The sequence below is a fragment of the Phaeobacter sp. G2 genome, from assembly GCA_025163595.1.
In the GTDB taxonomy this organism is placed as follows: domain Bacteria; phylum Pseudomonadota; class Alphaproteobacteria; order Rhodobacterales; family Rhodobacteraceae; genus Pseudophaeobacter.
In genome coordinates this window covers 79019-105464 of sequence record CP104101.1, presented here as the reverse complement: position 1 = coordinate 105464, position 26446 = coordinate 79019, and the positions used below count along the sequence as shown (strand labels likewise).

The window sequence follows — 26446 nt, the reverse complement described above, 5'->3', positions numbered from 1 at the left end:
AATTCTTCCATTAGCGCCCTGTGAAGTTGGGTTTTCGTTTCTCGATGAACGCAGCAACCGCCTCGTGATGGTCTTCGGTCTGATGCATGAGCGCCTGATAGGCCGCCGCAGAATTCAGGAAATCCGGTAGATCCATCCGTTCGGCATTGCGCATCAGACGCTTGGCGACGCGCACCGCACGCGGTGGTTTCGCTGCGATGACGGCGGCCCGTTCGCGAGCCCGTGCCATCAATTTTTCATGAGGCACCAGCTCAAGCACCATGCCAAGCTCCAGCGCTTCCTTGGCCTCGACCATGCGCCCTGAGAAGGTCAGATCGGCGGCCTTCTGGTGGCCCAGACGACGCAACAGGAACCAGCTGCCCGCATCGCCCGGAATGATTCCGAGATTCAGAAACACCTCGCCGAACCTTGCTTTTTCGGACGCGATGCGCATGTCGCACATCATGGTCAGGTCGCACCCCGCGCCCACCGCCGGGCCGTTGACTGCGGCGATGGTCGGAATATCCATGTTGTAGAGCGCAAGCGGCAGCCGCTGCACCCCATCAACATAGCTCTGCGCCGCCGCCAGCGGCTCCTTGCGGAACACGCTGTCGGAATCGTTCATTTCCTTGATGTCGCCGCCGGCACAAAAGGCCGGGTCGGCGCCGGTCAGGATCATGACGCTGACCTGCGGGTCTGCCTGCACCTTGGCGAAGGTCTCCAGAAGAGCAGCGATCATGTCGTTTCCGGTGACCGGGTTGCGCCGCTCGGGATCGTTCAGCGTAACCGTGGCGATCCTGTCGGACATCTCCAGAAGGACTGGGTGTTTACTCATTCTTGCCATCTCCCCGTTCGCGTTTCTCGAACATCGCGGGGTTGATCATGTCCCGCGCGTCATGACCCATATGCAAGGTCTCACCGCCGTCTACATAAATGTCTTCTCCGGTGATGAAACCGCCAAGTTTCGAGGCCAGGAAAATGATCGTGCCTGAGATGTCCTCGGCCGCCCCCATCCGGTTTAGCACCGAGCGGTTCAGCTTTTTCCACTGTTCCGGCGGAATCGGATAGCGGCCAAGCGCATCGGTCTTGATCGTGCCCGGCGCGACACAGTTCAGCCGGATGCCGTATTCGCCCCATTCGGCGGCCAGCGTTTTCATCATGCCCGTCACACCGGCGCGGGCGGCGACGGTGTGTGTAAAGCCGGTAAGCGCGGTGCGCGCCGAGATGGCGGTGACAAACACAACCGATCCACCATTGTCGTACATGAAGTGATCCGCCGCTGCCCGGGTCATCTGCCAAGACCCGATCAGGTTGTTGCGGATCACGGCTTCGAAGCCCTTGTTGGTGATATCGCGGGCGGCCGCGATATACTGGCCGCCGGCATTGTTCACCAAAACATCCAACTGCCCATAGTGCTCCTTGATCCGCCCCATCGCAGCTTCGATACTGTCTTCGTCGCGGGTGTCTCCGGGCACGACAAAGGCCTCGCCCCCCGCCGCCCGGATCATTTCGGCGGTCTCTTCCAGCGGTTCTTCGCGGCGCGCGAACAGCGGAAGCCTGGCCCCGCAAGCGGCCATTTCGATCGCCGTCGCCCGGCCCATTCCAGATCCGGACCCCGTGACCAGGGCAACCTGGCCCGCCATGAGATCCGACGCGTAACGCCTTGATTTCGCTTCGTTCATGTTCCGCCCCTAGTTCTTCAGCAATTCGCCAGAGATGATGAGTTTGCGAACCTCCTGGGTGCCTGCGCCGACCTCAAGCACGCGACCGGTCCGGTACAGCCGGTTCACTTCTGTATCACGCATGTAACCCGAGCCGCCGTGAATCTGGACAGCTTTGTCCAGCACGAAGGATGTCGCCTCAGCGGCCTTGTAGATCGCCGCAGCGGTGAGCTTGTGGATTTCGCCGCGCCCGCCTTCGCCCTCTTCGAGGCCTTCACACATGGCAGCGGTGCGCAAGGACAGGCTGCGCGCGGCCTCGATCTGCGTATACATGTCGGCCAGCATCGCCTGAACCATCTGAAAACTGGCGATCGGTTTGCCGAATTGCTGGCGTGTCTTGGCGTAATCGATGGAAATATCCAGCGCCCGCTGCGCAATGCCCAGAGCGTTGAAACAGACGATGGCACGTTCCAGATCAAGTCCGGACATGGTAACGGCAACCCCGCCATCCAGCTTGCCGACCATGTTTCTGGCCGGAACACGGCAATCTTCGAATACCAGTTCGCCCGTCGGCGAGCCGCGGAATCCCATCTTGTTGAGCTTCTGCGCCACCTTGAAACCGGGCGTGTCGGTTTCCACGATAAAGGCGGAAATGCCCTTGGCCCCTTTTTCGGGCGATGTCTTGGCATAGACCAGCACCAGATCGGCAATCGGCCCATTGGTGATGTAGATCTTGGCGCCGTTCAGGATGTAGTCGTCGCCATCCTTTTTGGCCGTGGTCCGCATCGAGCCAAGCGCATCAGACCCCGCGCCGGGTTCGGTCAGGCCCAGGGCGCCGATCAGCGTGCCGTCGCACAGACCTGGCAGGTATTTTCGGCGCAACTCGTCATTGGCGTTGCGATAGATGTTGTTGACGCACAAATTGTCATGCGCCACATGGGTCAGTCCGATGGCCGCAGAGGACCGCGACAGCTGTTCGGTGATGATGCAGGCCGAGGTGAAATCCAACCCAGCGCCGCCGAATTCCGGCGGCACGTTCAGTCCCAGGTAGCCCATTTCGCCCAGCTTGGGGAAAACCGAAGACGGCAGATCATCAGTATCGTCCATTTCGGCGTTCAGATGGTGGAATTCTGACATGAAGAACTTGCCGGCCTGATCGGCCAGCGCCTGCTGTTCGTCCGTCATGAAATGTGTCGGCAGAGCGATGTCGTTGCGCAGTTGCTTGTTCATTGTCTCGTCTCCCTCAGGCGCGCAAAAGTTCTTCGGCAATGATGATCTTGCGGACTTCGCTTGTGCCCGCGCCGATTTCCAGCAGCTTGTTGGCGCGGAACAGCCGGTTGATCTCGGTGTCCTGCATGTAGCCAGAGCCACCATGGATATGGCAGGCTTCGGTCACCGCCTTGTTGAATGCCTCGCCGGCGTAAAGACAGGCCGCCGCTGTCAATTTGTGGATTTCGCCGCGGCCCCCGGCCCCTTTTGGCAGGCCGGTACAGGCGGCCAGCGCACGATAACTGAAGGCACGCGCGGTTTCGACCTCGGTGTAGATCTCGGCCAATTTCGACTGCATCATTTGGAAACTTGCAATCGGCTTGCCGAATTGTTCGCGAATCTTGGCGTATTCCAGCCCAAGTTCCAGCGCGCGTTCGGCCATGCCAACGCAGACTGAGGCAACCATGGCACGCTCCAGATCCAGCCCGCTCATTACCACCGAAACGCCGGTGTTTTCCTGTCCAACCATGGCGGACGCGGGTACGCGGCAATCCTCAAACACCAGTTCTCCGGTTGGCGAACCGCGAAAGCCCATCTTGTCAAGCTTTTGCGCCACCTTGAAACCGGGATTGTCCGTCTCGATGATGAAAGCAGAAATGCCCTTGGCGCCCTTCGACTTGTCGGTTTTGGCGTAAAGCAGGATCACATCGGCAATCGGTCCGTTAGTGATATAGATCTTCGAGCCGTTGATGATGTATTCGTCGCCGTCGCGGCGCGCGGTGGTCGCCATGGACCCAAGCGCATCGGATCCCGCACCCGGTTCGGTCAGACCCAGAGCACCGACAAGCTCGCCCGAGCAAAGGCCCGGTACGTATTTCTTTACCTGCTCTTCGGACCCGTTGCGCAGCAGGTTGTTCAGGCACAGGTTGTCATGCGCGCCATGCGACAACCCCACAGCCGGGTTCCATTTCGAGATCACCTCGGACACCAGCGCCTGGGTGAATTCATCTTGTCCCGATCCGCCCAGCTCCTCGGGAGCGGTGATTCCCAGCAGGCCCAGCTCACCCATTTGCTTGAACAGGTCTTCGGGCCACCATTCTTCCTCGTCCATGCGCGCCTGCAACGGGTGCAGTACCTCGCGCGACACACGATCCACGTGATCGACAATCTGGCGTTGCTCGTCGGTCAACGAATAGTTTGCCCTGATGGCTTCCAGGTCAGCCGCGATAGCCTCACTTTGAGTCGTCATATCATCCTCCCGAGAAATGTCGTTTGTGGTGTTGACCAAAATCAAACACATGTTAGAAAATAGATCAAGCCAAGCTTTTTGCGACCTGACGTTAGAAGGCACGGCGCACAAACTATTTTGGGGGAGCTTCGGAAATGGGTGAGAGCGTTGTTCAATCGCAGATGCGTGGCGACGAAGTTCGTATCACGATTCGACGTCCTGAGAATCGAAATGCCCTAAACCGTGAAGTCGCAGACGGGATCATGGCCGCCATATATGCTGCCGAGAAGGACAGCGATTGCCGTGTGATCGTTCTGACCGGCGAGGGAGATCGCGCCTTCTGCGCCGGCGGCGACATCAAGGCGGGTGCGGACGGTGGTCCGTTCGTTCAGGATCCGGCCGATCCTGATCATTTCGCCGGAAGGTTGTTCGAAACGATACAGGCCTGCCGAAAGCCGACGATCGCGCGTGTCAACGGCGTCGCGATGGGGGCAGGGGCGGGCATTATCTGTGCCTGCGATCTGGCTGTGATGGCGGACCACGCCCGCATCGGAACGCCGGAAGTGAAGGTGGGTTTGTTTCCCATGACGATCGTACCACCGATGATGCGTGTTTTGCCTCGGCGGAGGCTGATGGAGATGTTCATCACCGGCGTTCCTCTGACGGCCGAGGAAGCCCTGCAATTCAATCTGGTCAACTATGTGACCGATGCCGCAGGGTTGGACGACAAGGTTGCAGAACTGGTTGCCCAGATTGCTGCGCAGTCGCCGAGCGCGATCCGGCTGGGAAAATACGCCTGTCACGCGATGGAGGACATGACCTATCCGCAGCAAATGCGGTTTGCAGAAACACTTTTACCGCGAGTAGCACAGACCGAAGACGCGCGCGAAGGCTTTGATGCCTTCATTGCGAAGCGCAAACCTGAATGGACAGGCCGCTAAACAAGCGGGGAGGAGAAGCATATGTCAGATCGAAAACTGCGCATCGGATGCGCATCGGGATTCTGGGGCGACACGCCTGAAGCGATCGGTCAACTGGTCTCCAAGGGCGAGATCAACTATCTGGTGTTCGACTATCTGGCCGAGGTGACAATGTCGCTGATGGCGCGTGCCCGCGCAAAGACGCCCGAGGCGGGTTATGCGCCGGATTTCGTCAAGGCGCTGGTTCCGTGGCTGCCTGAAATCAAACGTCAGGGCATCAAGGTCGTTACCAATGCCGGGGGCGTGAACCCGCGCGGCTGCCGCGATGCGCTTGCCAAAGCCGCCGCCGAGGTCGGGATCGATTTGTCCATCGGAGTCGTGCTGGGCGATGATTTGTCGGCGCGGGCCGACGACATCCGCGCCGCCGGCCAGACGGAGATGTTCTCGGATGTCGCGTTTCCGGGCGACATCTGGAGCATGAACGCCTATCTGGGTGCCCGCCCCATCGCGGCCGCGCTGGATGCCGGGGCCGACATCGTAATCACGGGGCGCTGCGCCGACAGCGCGGTCGCGCTTGGCCCCCTGATGCACGAATACGGCTGGGGCGATGACGACTGGGACAAGCTCAGCCAGGGATCACTGGCCGGCCACCTGATCGAATGCGGCCCCCAGGGAACGGGCGGCAACTTTACCGACTGGCAGGACGTGCCGGGGTGGGACAATATGGGGATGCCCATCGTCGAGGTGTCGGAAGACGGCAGTTTCGTCATGACCAAGACGCCTGACACCGGCGGGCTGGTCGTGCCGGGATCGGTCGGAGAGCAGATGCTCTATGAAATCGGTGATCCGCGCGCTTACCTGTTGCCCGACGTGACCTGCGACTGGTCCGGGGTTACCCTTGAACAGGTCGGACCCGATCGGGTGTTGGTCAAGGGCGGCAAGGGTCTCGGGCGCACCGACAGCTACAAGGTGTCGGCGACCCATGCCGATGGCTGGCGCGCGGTCTCTACCCTGACACTGGCCGCGATTGATGCCCCCGCCAAGGCCGAGCGCGTGGCCGAGGCGATCCTGACCCGCTGCCGCCGAATTTTCCGCGACCGCAACATGGGCGATTTCCGGCAGGTTAGCGTCGAAGTGCTGGGCGCCGAGGCCGCCTATGGCGCCAACGCCCGCGCCCTGACGCGCGAAGTGGTGCTCAAGATCGGCGCGGTCCATGATGATCGCGCCGCGCTGAACATCTTTGCCGGAGAAATCGCACCCATGGCGATTTCGACCGCGCAGGGTCTGACCGGGTTCTTCGCCGGACGGCCAAAGGTACAGCCGGTGGTCCGTCTGTTCTCCTTCCTTCAGGACAAGGCCGACACCCCCGTCGCGGTTGAGGTTGATGGCAAGGATGTGCCCGTCACAGTGGCCACCAAACCTGTGCAACTTGATCCGCCTGCCGCGCCGCCCACAGATAGCCGCGCGCCCGGTCCGGACGCGGTCAAGGTGCGCCTCGTCGACCTGGCGTGGGGCCGTTCGGGCGACAAGGGCGATATCGCCAACATCGGCATCCTTGCGCGCAAGCCGGAGTATCTGCCCTATATCCGGTCGGCCCTGACCGAAGACACGGTGAAAGCCTATTTCGCCCACCTGTGTGACGGCGCGGTCGAACGCTTTGATTTGCCCGGAAGCCATGCGCTGAACTTCCTGCTGCATGAATCGCTGGGCGGGGGCGGCATCGCCTCGGTCCGCATCGATCCGCAAGGCAAAGGGTTTGCGCAGATGCTGCTTGATATTGAAATTCCTGTGCCGGTCGATCTGGCCGCGCGCGACGGGCTGAACGCCTCGGACCGGAACTAAAAGGACAATACCATGACCATTTCAAAACTCCTGGTCGCCAATCGGGGTGAAATCGCGGCGCGCGTTTTGCGTACTGCCAAGGCCCGCGGCCTTGCGACGGCTGTGTTGCGCCACGTCGCTGAACAAGAGGGGCCGGCCCATCTGATCGCAGACGAGATTGTGATGATCGACGGCCCGACGCCTGTGGCCGCCTATCTCGATATTCCGCAGATCGTCGATGCCGCAAAAAAGATCGGCGCTGATGCGGTGCATCCCGGCTATGGCTTTTTGTCCGAGAATGCGGCCTTCGTCGCGGCGCTGGAAGAGGCCGGTGTGACATTTGTCGGCCCGACGTCCGAGACCATCGACCTGATGGGCGACAAGATCCGTGCGCGCGCCTTTGTTGAAGAGCGCGGCTTTCCGGTGGCGCCTTCGGCCATCGAGGATGACGATCCGGCGACGTTTGTCGAACGCGCCCGCGCCGTTGGCTATCCGCTACTCATCAAACCCTCGGCCGGAGGCGGCGGCAAGGGCATGCGCGTCGTGCGCGAGGATAGCACGTTGGAGACCGAAATCGAAACCGCGCGCCGCGAAGGCCAGCGGTATTTCGGCGACGGTCGTCTGTTCGTCGAATGCTATATCGAACGTCCGCGCCATATCGAGGTGCAGGTGATGGGTGACGGGCAGGGCAACGTGGTCCATTTCTGGGAACGCGAATGCTCGATCCAGCGCCGGTTCCAGAAGATTATCGAGGAAACGCCGTCACCGGCGCTGACCCCAGAACAGCGGGACGAGATATGTGAAACCGCTGCGGGGATTGCCCGCGCCGTCAAATACCGCGGGGCAGGGACCGTCGAATTCATTTATGCGCAGGACGGGGCCTTTTACTTCCTCGAAATGAACACCCGCCTTCAGGTCGAACATCCGGTGACCGAACTGGTGACTGGCTTCGATCTGGTCGCCGAGCAACTGCGCATCGCTGCAGGCGAGGGGCTGAGCGCGACGCAGGCGAATATTCCCCAGACTGGCCATTCAATCGAACTACGCATCTGTGCCGAGGACGCGACGGCCGATTTCCGCCCCTCGATCGGGGATCTCCTGCTGCTGGATGAACCCTCCGGCCCCGGCGTGCGCGTGGACAGCGGCATTCTGGACGGCGGCAAGGTGACCACCGATTTCGACCCGATGCTGTCTAAGCTGATCGTGCATGGCCGCGACCGCGTGGAGGCCATCGCCCGTGCGCGGCAAGCGGTGCAAAACTATGTGGTTCTCGGGGTGACGACCAACACCGGATACCTAGATGCAATCCTTGCACATCCAGATTTTGCCTCGGGCGATGTTTCAACCGGCTTCCTAGCTGAACAATCCGAAACGCTGACTGCACCGGGGGAAGATATCTCTGACCTGCTGATGGCGGCGGCGGCCCTGTCAGACGAACGGCTGGTGAGCGACGTAATGCAAATACCGGAAATGCACCGCAAGATGGGCGGGTGGAGAAACTGATGCAACGGATTTTTCAGATCGACGGAGAAGAGACTGAATGTTGGTTGGGCCATGATGGCAGCCGGTTCGTACTTAATACCCCCAATGGTACTGTTGCCTGCCAATTGGACCCGACTGGCCTGCCGGGCGGTTATACGTTGCGGGCTAAGGGTGTTGTCCGCGAATTGCGACTGGCCGTGGGGCCGGAAGCAACTTTTGTGCACATGAACGGCCGCACCTACGAAGTCGGGCGGGTTGATCCCGCCGAGCGCCTGGCTGGAAGCGATGGTGGCACAAGCGATGATCGGTTGGTCGCGCCTATGCCCGGAGTCGTGGTGTCGGTCGCGGTCAAACCCGGCGATACAGTTGAAGAAGGCCAGCCGCTTTTGGTTATCGAAAGCATGAAGCTGGAAACCACACTGACGGCGCCACGCGACGGGGTCGTTGCCGAAATGCCATTCGCCGAAGGCGACAGTTTTGGGCTGAAAGATATCCTGGCCCAATTGGCCCCGGAGGAGGAGTGAGAATGCGCAGGATTGAAAGTCTGATCGATACCAACGCCGCCGACTACAAGGCAAATTATGCCGCCATGTCCGAGCGGCTGAAGGAATTTCACGCCCGCCAGCACGCGGCGCGTTTCGAACGCCCGCAACGCGACATTGACCGCCTTGAGCGGCAAAACAAGCTGGGCGTGCGCGAACGGCTAAAACTGCTGCTGGACCCCGGCACACCGTTTCTGGAATTCTCCACCCTCGCAGCCTGTCGCGAATATGACGGAACAGTGCCGGGTGCCGCCGTGGTTACGGGCATTGGCATCGTGCAGGGCCGCGAGGTCGCTATTCATGCCAATGACGCCAGCGTCAAGGGCGGTGCCTGGTATCCGCATACCGTGAAAAAGGTCGTGCGCCTTCTGGATGTCGCGCTGGAGAACCGGTTGCCGGTCGTCCATATCTGCGACAGCGCCGGCGGTTTCCTGCCGCTGCAACATGGCGTCTTTCCCGACCGCTATCTGGGCGGGCGGGTGTTTCGCAACCAGGTCAAGCTGAGTCAGGCCAATATCCCGCAGATTGCTGTGGTCGGCGGGCATTGCACCGCAGGCGGTGCCTATGTACCTACGCTGAGCGATTACAACATCATCATCGAAGGCACTGGGGCGATTTTCCTTGGCGGTCCCCCGCTGGTCAAGGCGGCCACCGGCGAAGAGGTCGGTGTTCAGGAACTTGGTGGGGCGGTTATGCATACCTCGGTTTCGGGCACCGGCGATTATCGTGCCGCGACCGAACAGCACGCCTTTTCACTGGCGCGCGAGATTGTCAGCCAATGGAAACGCACACCGAAAACGATCATCGAAACTGCGTCCTATGAAGAACCTTACTACGACCCGAAGGAGCTTTACGGGATCATTCCCAAGGACCGGAAAACCCAATTCGACATGCGCGAGGTTCTGGCCCGGATCGTAGACGGGTCGCGCTTCCACGAATACCAGCCCGACTACGGCACCACGATGATTTGCGGTTACGCTCACATCTGGGGCTACAAGGTCGGCATCCTCGCCAACAACGGGGTGCTGTTCAACGACAGCTCGCTCAAGGCCGCGCATTTCATGCAGCTGTGCAATCAGAACCGCACGCCTCTGGTCTTCTTCCAGAACATCACCGGCTATATGGTGGGCCGCGAATACGAAGAACGCGGCATCGCCAAGGACGGCGCCAAGATGCTGATGGCACAGGGTGGCTCGGTCGTGCCGAAGTTCACCGTGATCGCCAATGCCTCTTACGGGGCAGGCAATTACGGCATGTGCGGGCGGGCCTGGGATGCGCGCACGTTATTCATGTGGCCCCAGGCCGAGATCGGCGTGATGGGTGCGGATCAGGCCGCCAATACTATGGCTGACGTCAAGATCCGGCAGCTTCAGCGCGAAGGCAAGGAATTGACCGAAGAAGAAATCGCCGCGATCCGCGAACCGGTGCTGGAAAAATACAAGCGCGATGTCGAGGCTTATACCTCGACCTCGGAATTGTGGGACGACGGCATCCTCGATCCGGCGGACACACGCAACGCGCTTGGCATGTCGATTTCCGCCTCGCTCAATGCACCGATCGAGGAACCACACTACGGGATCTTCCGGCTGTAAAGGCTTGAGGGACGGCACACCGGGTCGGGGAGTGCCGTTCCGCATCAAGGCGCTTCCAACTGGCGCTTTCGAAAGCTGAAGTAGTCCTGACCGGTCCGGTTCCCGGACAGGTCAGGACGATGTCTGCCGCGCCTCCTGAATCGAAACGACGTCAGAGGCCGCCATGCCGGGCCGGTCTGCCTCGACCGCCTTCAGCGGCTCGACCGGCGTCAATCCGGCCAGACAATCGCGCGCAAGTTGCTGGTATTCCGCGGTGCCGCGCGTTTTCCACGCGATTTCTTTCTCGCTGACCTCGCGGATCACCTTTGCCGGCGATCCCACCACCATCGAACGCGACGGAATCACGGTTTCGCCACGCACAAACGCCTGCGCGCCGACAATCGATTCCGCCCCAAGCTCTACACCATCCATAATGACGGAATTCATTCCGACCAGAGCGTTCCGGCCCACCGTGCAACCGTGCAGGATCGCGCCATGGCCGATGTGGCCGTCGCTTTCCACCACGGCGTCGCGGCCGGGAAAGGAATGGATGATGCAATTGTCCTGAACATTGGCTCCATCCCCGATCACGATCCTGCCGAAATCGCCCCGCAAGCTTGCCCCGGGGCCGATGTAGCATCCATGACCCAGGATGACATTCCCGATCAGAACGGCCTGAGGGTGGACATATGTATCCTCGGGCACGACGGGTATAAAACCCTTGAACTCATAACAGTATGCCATTCCGACCACCTTTCGTAAGCTGAGTGCTAAACGCTTGTCGGCGGTTGCGCCGGGACCAGAATCCCTCAATTGTGCCGCCGATCAGGGCGTGTGGCCCGAAATCAAACACAAGTTAGAAAATAGCGCAAGCTCCCTACGTCACAGCTTGGCGATATTGACACTTCCCAAGGTTAGAATTAAAAATCTAACAAATGGTAGAAAATAGACTGGCGGACCGATTAGGGTGGCCTGACCGAACTTGGGAGAGAGAGAAATGACAGACAAAGCCTATGTTGCAGGCGTTGGGATGGTCCCGTTCCAGAAGCCGGGAAAATCCGAAAGCTACGATGTGATGGCGACCGCTGCGACCCGGTCCGCTCTGGCTGACGCGGGGTTGGATTATGATAAAGTCCAACAGGCCTATGTTGGCTATGTCTATGGCGACAGCACCTGCGGTCAGCGCGCCCTGTACCATGTCGGAATGACAGGCATCCCGGTTCTGAATGTGAACAACAACTGCTCGACCGGATCGTCCGCCCTGTTCCTGGCCAGGCAGGCAGTTGAAAGCGGCGCGGTCGAATGTGCTCTGGCACTAGGGTTCGAACAGATGCAGCCCGGCGCAATCGGTGCGATGTTCCATGACCGGGTCAGCCCCTTTGCGGCATTCGACAGAGAAACCGACGAACTGGTTGGCAGTGCCGAGATCCCGCTGGCGCTGCGGTACTTCGGCGGTGCGGGCAAGGCGCATATGGACGAGTTCGGCACCCCCCTGGAAACCTTCGCAAAAATCCGCGCCAAGGCCAGCCGACATGCTGCGAAGAATCCGGTTGCCCTGTTCCGGCAGGAGGTGACGGCGGAAGACGTCATGGCCACCCAGGTCGTCTGGCCCGGCATCATGACCAAGCTCATGGCCTGTCCGCCAACCTGTGGCGCGGCCGCCGCGATCATTTGTTCCAAGGAATTCGCCGACAAGCACGGACTGGACAGTTCGGTTCGGATCGCGGCGCAGGCCATGACGACGGACGGCCCGGAAACTTTCGAAGCCCATGACATGCGCGAAGTGGTCGGCTTTTCGATGGCCAAGCGCGCCGCCGATCAGGTTTACGAGGACGCGGGCATCGGGCCCGAGGACGTGGATGTGGTCGAACTGCACGACTGTTTCGCCCACAACGAGCTGATCACCTATGAGGCGCTTGGCCTTTGCGGTCGCGGCGAAGCGGCGAAATTCGTTGATGATGGCGACAACACCTACGGCGGAAAATACGTGACCAACCCGTCGGGCGGTCTATTGTCCAAAGGCCATCCGCTTGGGGCGACCGGCCTAGCGCAATGTACCGAGCTCGTTCAGCAGCTTCGCGGCCAGGCAGATGCGCGCCAGGTTGATGGCGCACGTCTGGCGCTTCAGCACAATCTGGGCCTCGGCGGGGCCTGCGTCACCACGCTTTATGAAAAAGCCTGATAGCGACTTTCGGGAGGAATCAATATGACTGGAAAACTCGACGGGCGCGTGGCGCTGGTCTCGGGCTCGGGCCGGGGCATTGGCCGCGAAATCGCTCTCAAACTGGCCTCGGAAGGGGCCCGGCTGGTGATCAACGATCTGGATGCGGATCCGGCCAATGAAACCGCCGAGGCGGTACGCGCAACGGGAGCCGAGGCCGTGGTCTGTGCCGGCAGCGTCACCGAAGACGGTTTTGCCGAACGGTTCATCAAGACCGGCATGGACAGCTTTGGCGGGCTGGACATCATCGTGAACAATGCGGGCTATACTTGGGACAGCGTCGTTCAGAAAATGACCGACGAACAATGGCAGGCGATCATCGACGTTCACCTGACGGCCCCCTTCAGGATCCTGCGCGCCGCGCAGCCGGTGATCAGCGCCAAGGCCAAGGAAGAGGCCGCCGCCGGACAGGAAGTGTTCCGCAAGGTGGTCAACATCTCGTCCATCGCAGGGACCGGCGGCAATGCTGGCCAGATCAACTATTCCGCCGCCAAGGCCGGCATTCTGGGTGTCACCCGGACGATGGCCAAGGAATGGGGCCGCTACAAGGTCAACGTCAATGCCGTGGCTTTCGGCCCGATCCGCACCCGCCTGACCGAGGGCAGCGCCGACGGAGACAGCACGATCCAGGTCGAGGAAAAAGAGATCAAGGTCGGCGTGAATCCCGATCTCCTGTCCCAGATGGAGCACATGATCCCGCTGGGCCGGGTCGGCACTCCGGAAGAAGCTGCCGGTGCTGTCTATCTGTTCTGTGCGCCGGAATCGAACTTCATTTCAGGCCAACACATCATCTGCGGTGGCGGTTTCGTGATCTAAGGCATTTGCCCGGACCCCGTCATCGGGCCCGGGCAAGCACATTAATGTCTGGGCGGCCTCTTGGCGGTCGCCAATGCGGAATTTTCCGCAGACTCTAGTCTGGCACGATCACGACGATTTACTCACTTGGGCTATTAACCTAACAGGCGTTAGTTAGGCGTTGGGGCGATACGAAAGTCTATGGCACAAAACACGGCAATCAAAGTCAACGAGACATCGCGCAGCGCGGTTGGACGGGACGGGGTGCTGGACATTGCCGCGCGGCTTTTCCGCGAACAAGGCTACGGGTCCGTTTCGCTCCGAAAAATTGCCGAGGCCGCCGGGATCAAGGCGGGTAGCATATACTATCATTTCGGTTCCAAGGACGAGATCGTCGCGGCCGTTCTTGATGCAGGGATTCGGGTCGTTCACGCGAGTATGAGAGACGCCATCACCGACCTGCCAGCCGATACCGATGGCGAAACGATCCTGCGCTCTGCGATCCGGGCGCATTTGCGCGCGCTTCTTGATGTGAGCGATTATACATCGGCGAATGTGCGTATTTTCGGGCAGGTGCCGCAATCCGTCCGGGATGCCAACTTGCCCACGCGCAGGACCTATGAGGCTGAGTGGGACAGTCTTCTGTCCCAGCTTAAGAAAGATGGCACGCTGAAGCAAGACGTCGATATCCGTCGCCTGCGCCTGATGCTGATCGGTACATTGAACGCCACGCTCGATTGGTTCGACCCGGACCGCGGTAGCGCCGATGCGTTGTCACGCACCTATGCCGATGTGTTCCTCAACGGGATACTCCAAAGACAGGATACCTGACTTCATGGCACGTCTTGAAACAGCGGTGCTGACCGCATCAGAGACCTACACCCGCAACCACGCCGCACAAAGCGAGCGCGTCGAAACGCTGCGCGCGCGGATCGCCGAAGCAACGGCTGGCGGCCGCCCCGACATGGTCGCGCGGCATCGCAAGCGCAGCAAGCTGTTGGTTCGCGAACGGATCGACCTGCTGGTAGATACGGGCACTGCGTTTCTTGAGCTGTCGTCGCTTGCCGCCTACGGTCAATACGGGGGCGAGGTGCCCGGTGCGGGAATCGTGACCGGTATCGGGATCGTCCACGGGCTTCCCTGCGTTGTGATCGCCAACGATGCGACAGTGAAGGGTGGGTCTTTCTATCACGAAACCGTGCAGAAACACATCCGCGCCCAGGAAATCGCAGCCGAGAACCGGCTGCCCTGCCTCTATCTGGTGGATTGCGGCGGTGCCTATCTGCCAGAGCAGGACCGGGTTTTCCCCGATGCCCGCCATTTCGGCAATTCCTTTTATCGTCAAACCAACATGTCCGCGAGCGGCCTGCCGCAGATCGCGGCGGTCTTTGGAGGCTGCACGGCCGGTGGGGCCTATATCCCGGCCCTGTCGGACGAAGTCATCATGGTACGCGGCAACGCACGCATCCATCTGGGCGGCCCCTCGATCGTCAAGGTGGCGATCAACGAAGAGGTTGATGGAGAAACATTGGGGGGGGCCGAGATGCATTCGCGCGTCTCCGGTGTGTCTGACCATCTGGCCGAGGACGAGTATCATGCGCTTGCTCTGATGCGCGACATCGTATCCGAACTGGGCCTGTCGCGCCCGATGGGTCCCGATGCAACCTGCGCGCCGCCGGCGCGCAACCCAGAGGAACTGCTTGGCGTCATCAGCGCCGATCGCAAACAGCCCTATGACATGCGCGAGGTTCTACTGCGCATGATCGACGCCGGCGAATTCCGCGAATTCAAGCCCGGATGGGGTGAGACGCTGGTCTGCGGCACCGCGCGGATTCACGGCTATCGAGTGGGCATTCTCGCAAATAATGGGGCGCTTGTGTCCGACAGTTCGCTCAAGGGCGCGCAATTCGTGTCGATGTGCGATCAACGCAACATCCCGCTTTTGTTCCTCCACAACATCTCGGGCTTCATGGTCGGCACCGAAGCCGAGCGCGGCGGCATTGCCAAAGACAGTGCCAAGCTGGTCTATGCCATGTCGGTTGCCAAGGTGCCGCGCCTGTCGGTCCTCTTGGGCGGCTCATACGGGGCAGGCAACTACGGCATGTGCGGACGTGGTTTCGCCCCGAATTTTCTCTTTGCCTGGCCCACGGCGGAACTGGCCACCATGTCTGCCGACATCGCTACAAATGTGATGCTGGAACTGCGCCGCCAGAAAGGGGGCGACCCGGGCAAGATGGAGGCCGACATGAAGCTGATCGAGGAGCAGGTTCGGGCCCAGTATGGTGAACAGTCCGATCCCTATTATGCCACCTCGCGGCTTTGGGATGACGGGCTGATCGAACCCGCGCAAACCCGCGATATCCTTGGCCTGTGCCTGGCCATCGTGACATCGGTGCCCGAAGCCGGTCGCCATACGCCTGTATTCAGAATGTGAGGCTTCAAGTTGAACAATACCTACAACACGATCCTTGTCGAAACTGATGCGCGCGGCGTCGCCACGCTGACGCTCAACCGCCCCGACAAACACAATGCGCTGAATGGCGAATTGATCGCAGAGCTATACGATGCCGCCGAAAAGCTGGCTGCAGATGACGATGTGCGTATTGTGGTCCTGACCGGCGCGGGCAAGAGCTTCTGCGCGGGCGGCGATTTCAACTGGTTCTCGTCAAACATCGAAAAGTCCCGTGCCGAACGGGTAGACCAGAGCGCCACGCTGGCGCGGTTGTTGCGCCGTCTCGACACGCTGCCCAAACCCTTGATCGGGCGGATCAACGGCCCGGCCTACGGTGGCGGTGTCGGCATGATTTCCGTCTGCGACTACACCATCGGCGCCGAAGGCGCGCGCTTCGGTCTGACCGAGGTCAAGCTGGGCCTTCTGCCCGCGAATATATCGCCTTATGTGGTGGCCCGCATCGGCAAGGTGCATTCGCGTGAGACCATGCTGTCGGGGGCGTTGTTCGACACCGCCCGCGCCGAGCGGATCGGTCTGTTGACCGAAGTTGTCGCGTCGGGCGACTTGGACGCCACGGTGAACCGGGTGGTGCATGATCACCTTCAGGCCGCGCCGGGTGCCGTGGCCGATACCAAGGCGCTGATCGCCTATGTCGCGTCCCACGATCTGGAGACCAACATGATCTACACCGCCGACCGGCTGGCCGATGCGTGGGAGACGGAGGAAGGTATCGAAGGCATCAACAGCTTCATCAACAAGGGCGTTCCGTCATGGCGGGTGAAATGAGCTTCACCCGCGTTCTGATCGCCAACCGGGGCGAGATTGCCCGGCGCATCCAGCGCGGGTGCCGCAAACTGGGGCTGGAAAGCGTAGCGGTGTTTTCGGACGCGGACCGCGACGCGCCCTTCGTGGCCGAGGCCGATCATGCCGTCTGCATCGGTGGGGCCGCCCCGTCGGACAGTTATTTGAACGTCGAGGCCATCCTTGAGGCTGCGCGGGCGACGGGCGCGGGTGCGGTGCACCCGGGCTATGGTTTTCTGTCTGAGAATGCCGGTTTCGCGGCGGCGGTCGAGGCGGCGGGCCTTGTGTTCATCGGGCCGGAACCCGACGCTATCGCGCGGATGGGCTCCAAGATCGAGGCCAAGGCTGCCGCCGAAGCCGCAGGCGTGCCCGTCCTGCCCGGCTATCGCGGCGAGGATCAGTCCGACGCGCGCCTGCTGCAAGAGGCCGAGGCGCTTGGCACCCCCTTTCTGGTCAAGGCCAGCGCCGGCGGCGGCGGACGCGGGATGCGGCTTGTCTCCGATCTGGGCGACGCACCCGAAGCGATTGCATCTGCCCGGGCCGAAGCGCAGAGCGCCTTCGGCGATCCGGCGGTGTTCCTCGAACGCTATGCGCCCCGTGCCCGCCACGTCGAAGTGCAGGTTCTGGGCGACACTCACGGCACCGTGCTGCATCTGGGCGACCGCGATTGTTCGCTGCAACGCAACCACCAAAAGCTGATCGAAGAAGCCCCCGCCGCCGATCTTCCCGAGGCTGTGCGCGACCGCATGCGTGCGGCAGCGGTGCGGTTGGCGCAGGCGATCGGCTATCGCTCCGCCGGGACGGTGGAATACCTCTATGACCCCGGGCGCGGTGAATACTACTTTCTGGAAATGAATACCCGGTTGCAGGTGGAACACCCCGTGACCGAGGCGATCACCGGCATCGATCTGGTCGAATGGCAGTTGCGCATCGCGCGGGGCGAGCCGCTGGCGCTGACGCAAGGCGATGTGCAGTTTGACGGGCACGCCATTGAAATCCGCATCGCCGCCGAAAACCCGGACGAGAATTTCCGCCCCGAAACGGGCGAGATCAGCCTTTGGGCTCCGCCCGCCGGCGTGCGGCTCGATACCGGGGTCGAGGCAGGCTCGGTCGTCAGCCACCATTACGATTCGATGATTGCCAAGCTGATCGTCCACGCGCCGGACCGGGCCGGTGCGATCCGTCAGGCGGTTGTCGCAATGGATGCCTTTGCAGTCGGTGGCGTCGGTCTGAACCTGGCCTATCAGCGCGCGTTGCTGACACACCCGGATTTTGCGGCGTTCCGGCACCATACCTCGGGCCTGCCCGAGATGTTCTCAGGCGGCTGGAGTGAACCGTCCGCTGATCCCCGGGACATGGCCCTTGCCGCGATGGCGCTGCATCTGCATCTCGCCCCGGCGGGCGCGTCGCCCTGGGAAAGCCTGGGGTCATGGCGGCTCACGGCCCCTGCGGGGTGGCCCGGTGCAGCATCCTATTGGGCGACGACCAAAGACGACCAGATCCGCGTAAACGGCTCCGGGTCGGTGTTGACAGCCGTACAGCCGGACGGCCAGGCCATAACGGTCGAGAGCGCCGCTTTAGCCGAATGCCGTCTGAGCGGACGCTTCGACGGGGTTCCATTTTCGCGCATCGCTTACGTCGTGCGCGCGCCGAGTCACTGGCGAGTGCACCTGCAAACCCCTGCTGGAATGACCGCGACAGACCTGCGTACGCTGGAAGACCAGCATCTGCAACGTGCCACCGGCGGGTCTGGCGTCGCTGACCTGTTGTCCGCACCCATGCCCGGCGCCGTGGCCGAGGTGCGCGTCGCACTCGGCGACCGCGTCAAAGCCGGTGACACACTGGTGGTGCTTGAGGCCATGAAGCTGTTGCAAAGCCTGCCCGCGCCGGTCGCGGGCGTGGTGACGGAAATCTATTGTGCACCGGGCGACACGGTTGCCGGGCACGCCCCACTTATCAAGCTCGATCCAGAGGAAAACACATGACCAAACAAGACAACATCACCGCGGCCTCCGGCCTGTTCAACGAAGACCTCCAGATGATCCGCAACCAGCTGCGCCGGTTCATCGAAACCGAGGTGACCGCCAAGGCCGAGCCCTGGGAAGAGGAGGGCAAGGTACCCCGCGACGTGCTGCGCCGGATGGGTGATCTCGGCGTGCTGGGGATGCGCTATGACGAACAGTATGGCGGCGCGGGGCTGGACGTGATGTCCAGCGTGGTTTTGGCCGAAGAGGTCGGGCGATCCACTTTCGGCGGGTTCTCGGCCACGGTTCTGGTCCACACCGACATGGCCTCGCCGCATCTGGAAAACGCCGGCACGCCCGAACAGAAGGCGCGCTGGATGCCGTCGATCGTCTCGGGCGAAATGATCACCGCCGTTGCTGTGACCGAACCGGGCGCGGGCTCGGACGTGGCGGGCATGCGCTCCCGCGCGGTGCGGGACGGGTCGGATTGGGTGCTGAACGGCACCAAGATGTTCATCACCAACGGCGTGCATGGCGATCTCTACATTGTCGGTGCCAAGACCGATCCCGATGCCAAGGGGTCGCGCGGGATCACCATATTTGCGGTCGAAAAAGGCACGCCGGGCTTTTCGGTCGGACGGGCGTTGAACAAGACCGGCTGGCTGTGCTCGGACACTGCCGAACTGATCTTCGAAGATGTCCGCATCCCGGCCGAAAACGTCTTGGGCGAGGTCAACCGCGGTTTCTATTCGGTAATGAAGAACTTCCAGAACGAACGCATTGTGCTGGGTGCGATGGCCTGTGCCGAAGCGCAAACCGCGCTGGACATGACCGTGGATTATGTCAAGCAGCGCAGGGCCTTTGGCGGCGTTCTGTGGGACAAGCAGGCCGTGCGCCAACGGCTGGCCGACTGTCAGACGCGGATCGCTGCAGGACGTCAGCTGGTCTATCACGCCGCCGGTCTGGATGCCGCGGGCGGTGACTGCGTTAAAGAGGTCTCGATGGTCAAAGCCTATTGCGGCGAACTGGTGAACAGCGTGCTTTATGACTGCGTCCAGTTTCACGGCGGCATGGGTTATATGCGCGAAACACCGGTGGAACGCATGTCACGCGATGCCCGTGTGCAGGCCATCGGCGGCGGGGCGAGCGAAGTCATGTTGGAAGAAGTCGCCAAGCGCATGTGAGCTTACTATCCCAAAAAGTAACAATCTACAGAAACAAGGACGAAAAAGATGAATCTGGAAACCAGTCAAAGCCAAACACTCGCAAAACTTATCCAAGAGATCTCGATAATACTCGTCGGCACAATTCTTCTGACACTATCCGCCAAAATCGTGGTGCCGTTCTACCCCGTACCTATGTCTACACAGACCCTGGTTGTCTTGGGTCTGGGTCTTTTCCTGGGGCCGGTGCGTAGTAGTCTTGTTGTTGTGACATACCTTTTCGAAGGTCTGCTTGGCCTGCCGGTCTTCGCAGGCACGCCTCCGGCGCCGGCCGGACTGGCGTATATTGCGGGTCCCACAGGCGGATACCTGGTAGGCTTCGCACTTGCAGCGGCGGCTGCTGGATGGATTGTTCAAGCACTGGAAGGACTTCGGCCTGCCTTCAGGGCATCTGTCGCGGTCCTTTTTGGGTCGATACTGATGTATTGCGCCGGGCTAGTCTGGTTGGGTAGCTTTATCGGCTATGGCGAAAATTTGCTGAGCGCAGGACTTTACCCGTTCCTTCTTGGGGATCTGACAAAAGCGGCGATCGCTGTGGCTCTGTATACAGGCTTCCAAAATTGGGGCCGTGATTGACTGCCGGGCTTCTCTGCATTGTTCCAGCGCCGGTGAAACACGGCGCTGGACGCCAGACCCAGCCTTTTATCGCTATACAAAAGCAAAAGACGGCGTCGCGTCTTCCGGGTTTTGCACTGTCAAAAGGTTTTTGAATTCAATGACACAAAAGCATGTTTTTCACAGAGCCGGAACCGCCTCGCGCGCAATGTATACAGGTGGCAGAGGGCATCCAGAGGATTGTCGCGAACAATCCGGTAGTGTCCGCGCACGTGGTGTAATTTCAGCGCCGTCGACGGTGTAATCCCGGGTGGTCACCGAGGTGTATGATCGAGGTGGAGTTTGGCGACTTCAACCACGGTTCACACGGAGACCCCGATGACCAAGACCAACATGGACATGTCCGAGCTTCTGGCCAAGCATGACCAGGGCGATTTCCTTCGCACCATCGCCGAGGCGGTGCTGCAACTGATCATGGAGGCCGATGTTGACGGCCCGATCGGCGCAGGGCGACACGAACGCAGCGGTGAACGCACGACATGGAGAAACGGGTATCGAGAGCGCGCGCTCGATACCCGTTTGGGCACACTGAACTTGCGGGTGCCGAAGCTGCGGCAGGGCAGCTATTTCCCGGGCTTCCTCGAGGCCCGCAAGACCTCGGAGCAAGCGCTGGTGGCCGTCATCCAAGAGGCGTGGATCGGGGGCGTCTCGACCCGCCGCGTGGACGAGCTGGTGCAGGCCATGGGCCTCTCCGGCATCTCGAAGAGCACGGTGTCGAAGCTCTGCAAGGACATCGACGAGCGCGTTGGCGAGTTACTGAACCGGCCGCTCGCCGGCGACTGGCCCTACGTCTGGCTCGACGCGACTTACCTGAAGGTCCGCCAAGGCGGGCGCATCGTGCCGGTCGCGGCCATAATCTCCGTCGCCGCGAACACTGAAGGCCGCCGCGAGATCATCGGCCTGGGTATCGGTCCCTCTGAGGCCGAGACCTTCTGGACCGAGTTCCTGAGGTCCCTGAAGGCCCGGGGCCTCGGCGGAGTCAGGCTGGTGATCAGCGATGCGCACACTGGCTTGAGGACTGCGATCTCGCGGGTGTTCGAAGCCACCTGGCAGAGGTACCGCGTTCACTGGATGCGCAATGCTCTCGCCCATGTGTCGAAGGGTCAGCATACCGTCGTCGCCGCCGTGATCCGCCAGGCATTCGATCAACCCGACCGCACCCATGCTGGCGAGATCTGGCACAAGGTCGCGGAACAGCTGCGCACCCGCTGGCCCAAGCTCGCCGACCTCATGGACGCCAGCGAGCATGACGTGCTCGCCTACATGTCCTTCCCCCGGCAGCATCGGACGAAGCTTCACAGCACGAACCCGATCGAGCGCCTGAACAAGGAAGTGAAGCGCCGTGCCGATGTCGTCGGGATCTTTCCGAACGAGGCCTCCATCATGCGCCTGATCGGAGCCGTCCTGTTCGAAGCCAACGACGACTGGCAGACCTCGAGCCGCTACATGATGGTCGAGGCTTTCGCCCAAATCGACAAGGAGGAGATGGACCCCATTCTCAGCATAACCACGAAAGCCGCCTGATCATGCCCTCAGGCCATCCGGGAAATTACACCATTTAGCGTAATCGCCAGACCGGTCTACCTCATATCGTATCGAGAGAAACACCGGACGCTTTGGCAGCTGCTGAAGCCAGGAAACGGAGGATTTGGAATGGGTGTATTTGCAGCGTTGGATGTGTCGCAGGACGAGACAGCGATTTGCGTGGTTGACGGGGACGGCATGATCCTGGGCGAAGCGAAGGTGCCGACGTGCCCCGACGCCATCGTCCGTTGGCTGCGTGACCGGTTCGACAACCTTGAACGGATCGGGATGGAAACCGGTCCGCTTGCTGTCTGGCTCTGGAACGCCTTGACTGAACGGGACCTCCCGATCGTTTGCCTGGATGCACGGCGTGCTGAAGATGATGCCGAACAAGACGGACCGGCATGATGCCCGAGGGCTTGCCCAGATTGTACGAACGGGCTGGTTCAAGGCCGTGCAGATCAAGAGCCACGATGCCTATGTCAACCGGGCCATGTTAACGGCGCGCGAAGCGCTCGTCGGCATGCGCGTTCGGCTGGAGAACGAGATTCGCGGGCTCCTGAGGACGTTCGGCGTGATGTTCGGCAAACGGGTGGGCGGGTTCAAGCGTCGCGCCGAGGAAATTCTCGACAAGGAATTGTCGGTCGCGCCCGAACTCGTTCCTGTCTTCGCGGCCCTCATGCAGGCAAGGCGAGACATCATTGCCCAGATCGCGGCTTTGGACAGCCGCATCCGGGCCGTTGCCAAGACCCACGAGACCGTTCGTCTCTTGATGACGGCTCCGGGTGTCGGGGCCATCACGGCAATGGCGGTGGTCGCGGCCTTCGATGATGCCTCACGCTTCCGAAAATCCTCTAGCGTAGGGGCCTATCTGGGACTGACACCGAGGCGATACGAATCCGGTGAAATCAGCCGGAACGGCTGCGTTTCGAAGTGGGGAGACACATTTACGCGAAAATGCCTGTACGAGGCAGCAAACGCGATCTTCTGCCGTGCCATAGGAGGCCACCGTCTCCGTGACTGGGCCAAGGCGATTGCCGGGAGAACTGGCCCGCGGAAAGCCAAGGTGGCGCTCGCGAGGAAGCTCGCAGTCATCCTGCATGTCATGTGGACCACCAACACGCCCTACCAGGAGGCAATACCCTCGTGACAGAGCCGCTGAAACCGGCGCTGTTCCATCGCGTGTAGACATGCGTCCAGCCGGGACGCGCGGCGAGGAAGAGATCGCTCCATCAACTGCGGTGCCGACCGCGCACACCATTTCGATCCTTCCAACCCTGAACGCAAATATGCGGCCCCACGCGGTGACCGCGGAGAGAATCTCAGAGCCCGGCGCGCAGGACTAAACGCAGACCGATCAGCACTTGACCAAGGCGATTAGAGAAACTTGACGGACGTGACCAACAATCCCGGAGAGATGACCTATCATGGTACGAATACCTATATCGTCGATACATCCGAGGGCCGGTTCATTATCGACTCCGGTCGGGTGGAAGACAGCCTTCATCTCGACGCGATTATCGACAGTTTGGGACCCAATCCAGCCGGTATTCTCGTCACTCATCACCATTCTGATCACTTCGGCGCAGCCCCGATATTGCGCGAGCGAACCGGTCTGCCCGTTTATGTGTCGCAGGCATTTCCGGACGACGCCTTTCAACCTGACGCGTTCCTAGAGGACGGCGAGGTAATCGCTGGTCTTACCGTCCTGCACACACCGGGCCATGTCAGCGATCACCTTTGCTTTGCGCGACCGGACAGGGTTTTGTTTACAGGCGATCATATCATGAGTTGGAACAGCTCAATCGTGAGCCCGCCCGACGGCAACATGCATGATTACTGTGCTCACCTTAAGCGTCTGATAGAACGTGATGACAAGATTTGCCTGCCGGGACACGGTCCGGTTCTCCCGCATCCGCAACCCTATGCAAAAAAGCTGCTCGCCAACCGGATGCGTCGGGAAGCGGAGATCCTTGAACACCTGGCGGACACCCCTGATACAGTCAAAAACACTGCCGCTTTGTTTACAAGAAATCCGATCCGCATATTGCGATGGCCGCCGAACGAAATGTTGCGGCACATCTTGAAAAGCTTCTCTCAGAATCGCGAGTGGCACAGGATGGAAATATCTTGAAAGTTACTTAACATAACTACTATTACCGGATGAATGTGTTTAGCCGCAAAGCTAAAATGTAACCCATGAGCAATTCAGGAATGTCACTCTCCGTTCATATACTGAGGGAGAATGGGCATGGGATGGGTGATGATGAGCGAGCGCGAGTTGAACCGCGTTGAGGTTTTGGCACAGGTCGATGACTGTCGGTTGAGCGTCGACAATGCGGCGAACATGCTGGCACTGACGCGTCGGCAGATCTTCCGGCTGTTGAAGCTGTATCGTCAGGATGGCGCGGCGGCGATCCGTCACAAGGCACGTGGCAAACCCCCGAACAATCGCATCCACAAAGCCAAACGGGATTACGCGCTGTCGCTGATCAAAGAGAACTATCCCGACTTTGGGCCGACCCTGGCAGCGGAGATGCTGGCCGAGCATCATGGGTTCAAGGTGTCGCGCGAGACGGTTCGCAAGTGGATGCAGGAAGACGGTCTTTGGCTTTCGCGCAAACAGCGTCGTACATTTCATCAGCCGAGATTGCGCAGAGAATGCTTTGGCGAGCTCATACAAATTGACGGCTCCGATCACCGCTGGTTCGAGGATCGGGGCGGTCCCTGCACCCTGCTCGTGTTCATCGACGATGCCACCAGCACGTTGATGGACCTGCGGTTTGTCAAATCCGAGAGCACCTTCAGTTACTTCGAAGCGCTTGAGAGCTACCTGCATACCCATGGGAGGCCGGTTGCATTTTACAGTGGCAAGCACACGGTGTTTCGCGTGGCCAAGGAAGACGCCAAGGGCGGCGCGCGGATCACCCAGTTCGGGCGCGCTTTGAGTGAGCTGAACATTGAGATTTTGTGCGCCAACTCAAGCCAGGCGAAGGGCCGCGTGGAACGCGCCAACCGCACGCTTCAGGACCGGCTTGTCAAAGAGCTGAGACTGGCAGGTGTTTCGAATATGGAGGCCGGAAACGCCTTTCGGGAAGGCTTCAAGGCCCGCTTCAACGCCAAGTTTGCCAAGGCCCCGGCCAAACCGGACAACCTGCACCGGGCGCTGAATGTGGAACCGGATCGTTTGGCGGAAGTGCTGTGCTGGCGTGAGAACCGATACGTCGGAAAGCAGCTTACATTTTCCTATGACCGCAAGCGGATCATGCTCGAGGAAAGCGAGATCACACGCGGCCTGGTCGGCAAGTATGTAGACACCTACGCCTTCGTGGATGGCCGGTTTGAGGTGCGCTGGAAAGGCCGTTCCCTGCCCTACAAAATCTTCGACATGGATCAGCGCGTGACCCATGCGGCTATCACCAGCAACAAACGCCTGAGCGCTGTCCTCGAACACATCAAAGAGATGCAGGAGGCCGCCCCACCCAAGCCCAAGGTGCGGACCAATTCAGAGAAGATGGGTTATAAACCGAATGGCCGGAGACCAGGTCGACCGTCAGGGTCGCGGGCCAAGAAGAAGATTGTGCACGTGGCTGAATAGGCCCAAGAATGCAGGCATGACTGCCGACGACGATCCAGAAATCATCTTCTCCGATTACACGCAATCCGTCGTCATCGACGGGCATCATTTCGATGTTGAGATCTACCGGACCAGCATCGATCCCGGCTGGATCCTGTCCGTGGAGAACCAGTTCGGCACGTTGACGGTTTCCGATAACCCGCCCTTTTTCGGTGATGGCCTCGCCTGGCGCGCCTTTGAAGAGATCCTGCGCGAAGACGGCATCAAAGCATTCTACAATAAGAAAGAGCGGCGAAAGCTCGGTTTATGACCTGAGCCCCGCAAGGCTTTTCTGCCCTCCGATATTTGGGGTCTACGGGCTGCTAAGCCTTGCTTACGTCACGCCTCTTGGTGACGTTTCTGTTTTGCGCAGCCGGTGACATTTCTGGATGGTTGCAACAAGCTCTGTGTAGCGGGGCACATTCTAAACTGGGTTGCGAAATTTCCCCTATCTTGCTGGAAAGCAAGGAGAATGAAAGATGGTCCATACAGAGCTAAACCTGCGTGAACGGCGCACGATTGAAGATATGTTGAATGCTAAGATACCTGTACGAGAGATAGCAGCGCAGATCGGCAGGCATGTTTCGACGATTCATCGTGACATCAAGCGCAACGGCTATGCCGACGAAGACCTGCCGGAATTGAACGGATACTATGGTGTTGTTGCTCAACGCGCTGCGGTTCAAAGGCGTGCGCGCCGTCGCAAATTGGTGCGCCTTGTCGGCCTGCGAAAGGCTGTGATCAAACAGCTCAAAGGTAACCACCTGATTGACACCGTCTGCCTGACGGCGGGGTTCTGAGCTAAGACACGTGCATAACGAC

At 60.5% G+C, this 26446-nt stretch carries 25 protein-coding genes; 20 read left to right on the top strand and 5 right to left on the bottom strand.

Annotated elements, in window-relative coordinates; genetic code table 11:
- Nucleotides 1–10: 10 nt before the first annotated feature.
- The 4 genes from N1037_20165 to N1037_20150 are packed head-to-tail and all read right to left on the bottom strand — an operon-like array spanning nucleotide 11 to nucleotide 4098.
- Nucleotides 11–814 carry an enoyl-CoA hydratase-related protein gene (locus tag N1037_20165; GenBank protein UWS81422.1) on the bottom strand — a complete coding sequence of 268 codons (804 nt, stop codon included), beginning with the start codon at nucleotides 812–814 and terminating at the stop codon, nucleotides 11–13.
- On the bottom strand, nucleotides 807–1661 hold the full coding sequence (locus N1037_20160) for an SDR family oxidoreductase (GenBank protein UWS81421.1): 855 nt from the start codon (nucleotides 1659–1661) through the stop codon (nucleotides 807–809). Before N1037_20160 ends, N1037_20165 begins: the two co-directional genes overlap by 8 nt.
- 9 nt (nucleotides 1662–1670) lie before the next feature.
- A complete protein-coding gene (locus N1037_20155; protein UWS81420.1) occupies nucleotides 1671–2870 on the bottom strand; it encodes an acyl-CoA dehydrogenase family protein in 1200 nt (399 codons plus the stop codon).
- Between the two features lie 13 nt (nucleotides 2871–2883).
- Entirely contained in the window at nucleotides 2884–4098 is a 1215-nt protein-coding gene (locus N1037_20150; GenBank protein UWS81419.1) for an acyl-CoA dehydrogenase family protein, read from the bottom strand.
- A gap of 134 nt (nucleotides 4099–4232) precedes the next feature.
- Here N1037_20150 and N1037_20145 point away from each other — a divergent pair, with 134 nt between their 5' ends.
- Genes N1037_20145 through N1037_20125 form a run of 5 tightly spaced genes read left to right on the top strand, consistent with a single transcriptional unit; the run spans nucleotide 4233 to nucleotide 10434 of the window.
- The gene (locus N1037_20145; protein ID UWS81418.1) at nucleotides 4233–5018 is read left to right on the top strand and encodes an enoyl-CoA hydratase-related protein; all 786 of its coding nucleotides are present in this window, start codon (nucleotides 4233–4235) and stop codon (nucleotides 5016–5018) included.
- Between the two features lie 21 nt (nucleotides 5019–5039).
- Complete coding sequence (locus N1037_20140; protein ID UWS81579.1) at nucleotides 5040–6839, top strand: DUF1446 domain-containing protein; 1800 nt, start codon at nucleotides 5040–5042, stop codon at nucleotides 6837–6839.
- A 12-nt stretch (nucleotides 6840–6851) separates the two neighbouring features.
- The gene (locus N1037_20135; GenBank protein ID UWS81578.1) at nucleotides 6852–8321 is read left to right on the top strand and encodes an ATP-grasp domain-containing protein; all 1470 of its coding nucleotides are present in this window, start codon (nucleotides 6852–6854) and stop codon (nucleotides 8319–8321) included.
- Complete coding sequence (locus N1037_20130) at nucleotides 8321–8824, top strand: biotin/lipoyl-binding protein (protein ID UWS81577.1); 504 nt, start codon at nucleotides 8321–8323, stop codon at nucleotides 8822–8824. The genes N1037_20135 and N1037_20130 overlap by 1 nt, the downstream gene beginning before the upstream one ends.
- Nucleotides 8825–8826: 2 nt before the next feature.
- Complete coding sequence (locus tag N1037_20125; GenBank protein ID UWS81576.1) at nucleotides 8827–10434, top strand: methylcrotonoyl-CoA carboxylase; 1608 nt, start codon at nucleotides 8827–8829, stop codon at nucleotides 10432–10434.
- 111 nt (nucleotides 10435–10545) lie between these two features.
- On the opposite strand, the gene N1037_20120 is transcribed toward N1037_20125, so the two are convergent.
- Complete coding sequence (locus N1037_20120) at nucleotides 10546–11157, bottom strand: transferase hexapeptide repeat family protein (protein UWS81575.1); 612 nt, start codon at nucleotides 11155–11157, stop codon at nucleotides 10546–10548.
- Between the two features lie 253 nt (nucleotides 11158–11410).
- On the opposite strand from N1037_20120, the gene N1037_20115 reads away from it, so the two are divergent.
- The 15 genes from N1037_20115 to N1037_20045 all read left to right on the top strand — a co-directional run bounded on the left by N1037_20115 (nucleotide 11411) and on the right by N1037_20045 (nucleotide 26424).
- Nucleotides 11411–12595, top strand: coding sequence for a lipid-transfer protein (locus tag N1037_20115; GenBank protein UWS81574.1), 1185 nt, complete (start codon nucleotides 11411–11413; stop codon nucleotides 12593–12595).
- Between the two features lie 24 nt (nucleotides 12596–12619).
- Complete coding sequence (locus tag N1037_20110; GenBank protein ID UWS81573.1) at nucleotides 12620–13450, top strand: SDR family oxidoreductase; 831 nt, start codon at nucleotides 12620–12622, stop codon at nucleotides 13448–13450.
- 180 nt (nucleotides 13451–13630) lie between these two features.
- Nucleotides 13631–14260, top strand: coding sequence for a TetR/AcrR family transcriptional regulator (locus tag N1037_20105; GenBank protein ID UWS81572.1), 630 nt, complete (start codon nucleotides 13631–13633; stop codon nucleotides 14258–14260).
- A 4-nt stretch (nucleotides 14261–14264) separates the two neighbouring features.
- Nucleotides 14265–15863: a methylcrotonoyl-CoA carboxylase gene (locus tag N1037_20100; GenBank protein ID UWS81571.1), complete on the top strand. Its 1599-nt coding sequence runs from the start codon at nucleotides 14265–14267 to the stop codon at nucleotides 15861–15863.
- Between the two features lie 9 nt (nucleotides 15864–15872).
- Nucleotides 15873–16667, top strand: coding sequence for a crotonase/enoyl-CoA hydratase family protein (locus tag N1037_20095; protein UWS81570.1), 795 nt, complete (start codon nucleotides 15873–15875; stop codon nucleotides 16665–16667).
- The gene (locus tag N1037_20090; GenBank protein UWS81569.1) at nucleotides 16664–18667 is read left to right on the top strand and encodes a biotin/lipoyl-binding protein; all 2004 of its coding nucleotides are present in this window, start codon (nucleotides 16664–16666) and stop codon (nucleotides 18665–18667) included. The genes N1037_20095 and N1037_20090 overlap by 4 nt, the downstream gene beginning before the upstream one ends.
- Nucleotides 18664–19830: an acyl-CoA dehydrogenase family protein gene (locus tag N1037_20085; protein UWS81568.1), complete on the top strand. Its 1167-nt coding sequence runs from the start codon at nucleotides 18664–18666 to the stop codon at nucleotides 19828–19830. The genes N1037_20090 and N1037_20085 overlap by 4 nt, the downstream gene beginning before the upstream one ends.
- A 48-nt stretch (nucleotides 19831–19878) precedes the next feature.
- Nucleotides 19879–20445 carry a biotin transporter BioY gene (locus tag N1037_20080; protein ID UWS81567.1) on the top strand — a complete coding sequence of 189 codons (567 nt, stop codon included), beginning with the start codon at nucleotides 19879–19881 and terminating at the stop codon, nucleotides 20443–20445.
- Nucleotides 20446–20802: 357 nt separating this feature from the next.
- Entirely contained in the window at nucleotides 20803–22008 is a 1206-nt protein-coding gene (locus N1037_20075) for an IS256 family transposase (GenBank protein UWS81566.1), read from the top strand.
- 129 nt (nucleotides 22009–22137) lie between these two features.
- A complete protein-coding gene (locus N1037_20070) occupies nucleotides 22138–22416 on the top strand; it encodes a hypothetical protein (GenBank protein ID UWS81565.1) in 279 nt (92 codons plus the stop codon).
- The gene (locus tag N1037_20065; protein UWS81585.1) at nucleotides 22388–23158 is read left to right on the top strand and encodes an IS110 family transposase; all 771 of its coding nucleotides are present in this window, start codon (nucleotides 22388–22390) and stop codon (nucleotides 23156–23158) included. The genes N1037_20070 and N1037_20065 overlap by 29 nt, the downstream gene beginning before the upstream one ends.
- Before the next feature lie 246 nt (nucleotides 23159–23404).
- A complete protein-coding gene (locus N1037_20060; protein UWS81584.1) occupies nucleotides 23405–24142 on the top strand; it encodes an MBL fold metallo-hydrolase in 738 nt (245 codons plus the stop codon).
- Nucleotides 24143–24259: 117 nt separating this feature from the next.
- Entirely contained in the window at nucleotides 24260–25606 is a 1347-nt protein-coding gene (locus N1037_20055) for an ISNCY family transposase (GenBank protein UWS81564.1), read from the top strand.
- A 16-nt stretch (nucleotides 25607–25622) separates the two neighbouring features.
- Nucleotides 25623–25895 (top strand): hypothetical protein, encoded by a 273-nt coding sequence (locus N1037_20050; protein UWS81563.1) that lies wholly within the window; start codon nucleotides 25623–25625, stop codon nucleotides 25893–25895.
- A gap of 208 nt (nucleotides 25896–26103) precedes the next feature.
- Nucleotides 26104–26424 (top strand): helix-turn-helix domain-containing protein, encoded by a 321-nt coding sequence (locus N1037_20045; protein ID UWS81562.1) that lies wholly within the window; start codon nucleotides 26104–26106, stop codon nucleotides 26422–26424.
- The last annotated feature ends 22 nt before the right edge of the window (nucleotides 26425–26446 follow it).

Excerpts from the sequence above, each read along its gene's own strand:
- N1037_20165 (UWS81422.1), bottom strand. The coding sequence starts at position 814 with ATGAGTAAACACCCAGTCCTTCTGGAGATGTCCGACAGGATCGCCACG.
- N1037_20160 (UWS81421.1), bottom strand. The coding sequence starts at position 1,661 with ATGAACGAAGCGAAATCAAGGCGTTACGCGTCGGATCTCATGGCGGGC.
- N1037_20155 (UWS81420.1), bottom strand. The coding sequence starts at position 2,870 with ATGAACAAGCAACTGCGCAACGACATCGCTCTGCCGACACATTTCATG.
- N1037_20150 (UWS81419.1), bottom strand. The coding sequence starts at position 4,098 with ATGACGACTCAAAGTGAGGCTATCGCGGCTGACCTGGAAGCCATCAGG.
- N1037_20145 (UWS81418.1), top strand. The coding sequence starts at position 4,233 with ATGGGTGAGAGCGTTGTTCAATCGCAGATGCGTGGCGACGAAGTTCGT.
- N1037_20140 (UWS81579.1), top strand. The coding sequence starts at position 5,040 with ATGTCAGATCGAAAACTGCGCATCGGATGCGCATCGGGATTCTGGGGC.
- N1037_20135 (UWS81578.1), top strand. The coding sequence starts at position 6,852 with ATGACCATTTCAAAACTCCTGGTCGCCAATCGGGGTGAAATCGCGGCG.
- N1037_20130 (UWS81577.1), top strand. The coding sequence starts at position 8,321 with ATGCAACGGATTTTTCAGATCGACGGAGAAGAGACTGAATGTTGGTTG.
- N1037_20125 (UWS81576.1), top strand. The coding sequence starts at position 8,827 with ATGCGCAGGATTGAAAGTCTGATCGATACCAACGCCGCCGACTACAAG.
- N1037_20120 (UWS81575.1), bottom strand. The coding sequence starts at position 11,157 with ATGGCATACTGTTATGAGTTCAAGGGTTTTATACCCGTCGTGCCCGAG.
- N1037_20115 (UWS81574.1), top strand. The coding sequence starts at position 11,411 with ATGACAGACAAAGCCTATGTTGCAGGCGTTGGGATGGTCCCGTTCCAG.
- N1037_20110 (UWS81573.1), top strand. The coding sequence starts at position 12,620 with ATGACTGGAAAACTCGACGGGCGCGTGGCGCTGGTCTCGGGCTCGGGC.
- N1037_20105 (UWS81572.1), top strand. The coding sequence starts at position 13,631 with ATGGCACAAAACACGGCAATCAAAGTCAACGAGACATCGCGCAGCGCG.
- N1037_20100 (UWS81571.1), top strand. The coding sequence starts at position 14,265 with ATGGCACGTCTTGAAACAGCGGTGCTGACCGCATCAGAGACCTACACC.
- N1037_20090 (UWS81569.1), top strand. The coding sequence starts at position 16,664 with ATGAGCTTCACCCGCGTTCTGATCGCCAACCGGGGCGAGATTGCCCGG.
- N1037_20085 (UWS81568.1), top strand. The coding sequence starts at position 18,664 with ATGACCAAACAAGACAACATCACCGCGGCCTCCGGCCTGTTCAACGAA.
- N1037_20080 (UWS81567.1), top strand. The coding sequence starts at position 19,879 with ATGAATCTGGAAACCAGTCAAAGCCAAACACTCGCAAAACTTATCCAA.
- N1037_20075 (UWS81566.1), top strand. The coding sequence starts at position 20,803 with ATGACCAAGACCAACATGGACATGTCCGAGCTTCTGGCCAAGCATGAC.
- N1037_20070 (UWS81565.1), top strand. The coding sequence starts at position 22,138 with ATGGGTGTATTTGCAGCGTTGGATGTGTCGCAGGACGAGACAGCGATT.
- N1037_20065 (UWS81585.1), top strand. The coding sequence starts at position 22,388 with ATGATGCCGAACAAGACGGACCGGCATGATGCCCGAGGGCTTGCCCAG.
- N1037_20055 (UWS81564.1), top strand. The coding sequence starts at position 24,260 with ATGGGATGGGTGATGATGAGCGAGCGCGAGTTGAACCGCGTTGAGGTT.
- N1037_20050 (UWS81563.1), top strand. The coding sequence starts at position 25,623 with ATGACTGCCGACGACGATCCAGAAATCATCTTCTCCGATTACACGCAA.
- N1037_20045 (UWS81562.1), top strand. The coding sequence starts at position 26,104 with ATGGTCCATACAGAGCTAAACCTGCGTGAACGGCGCACGATTGAAGAT.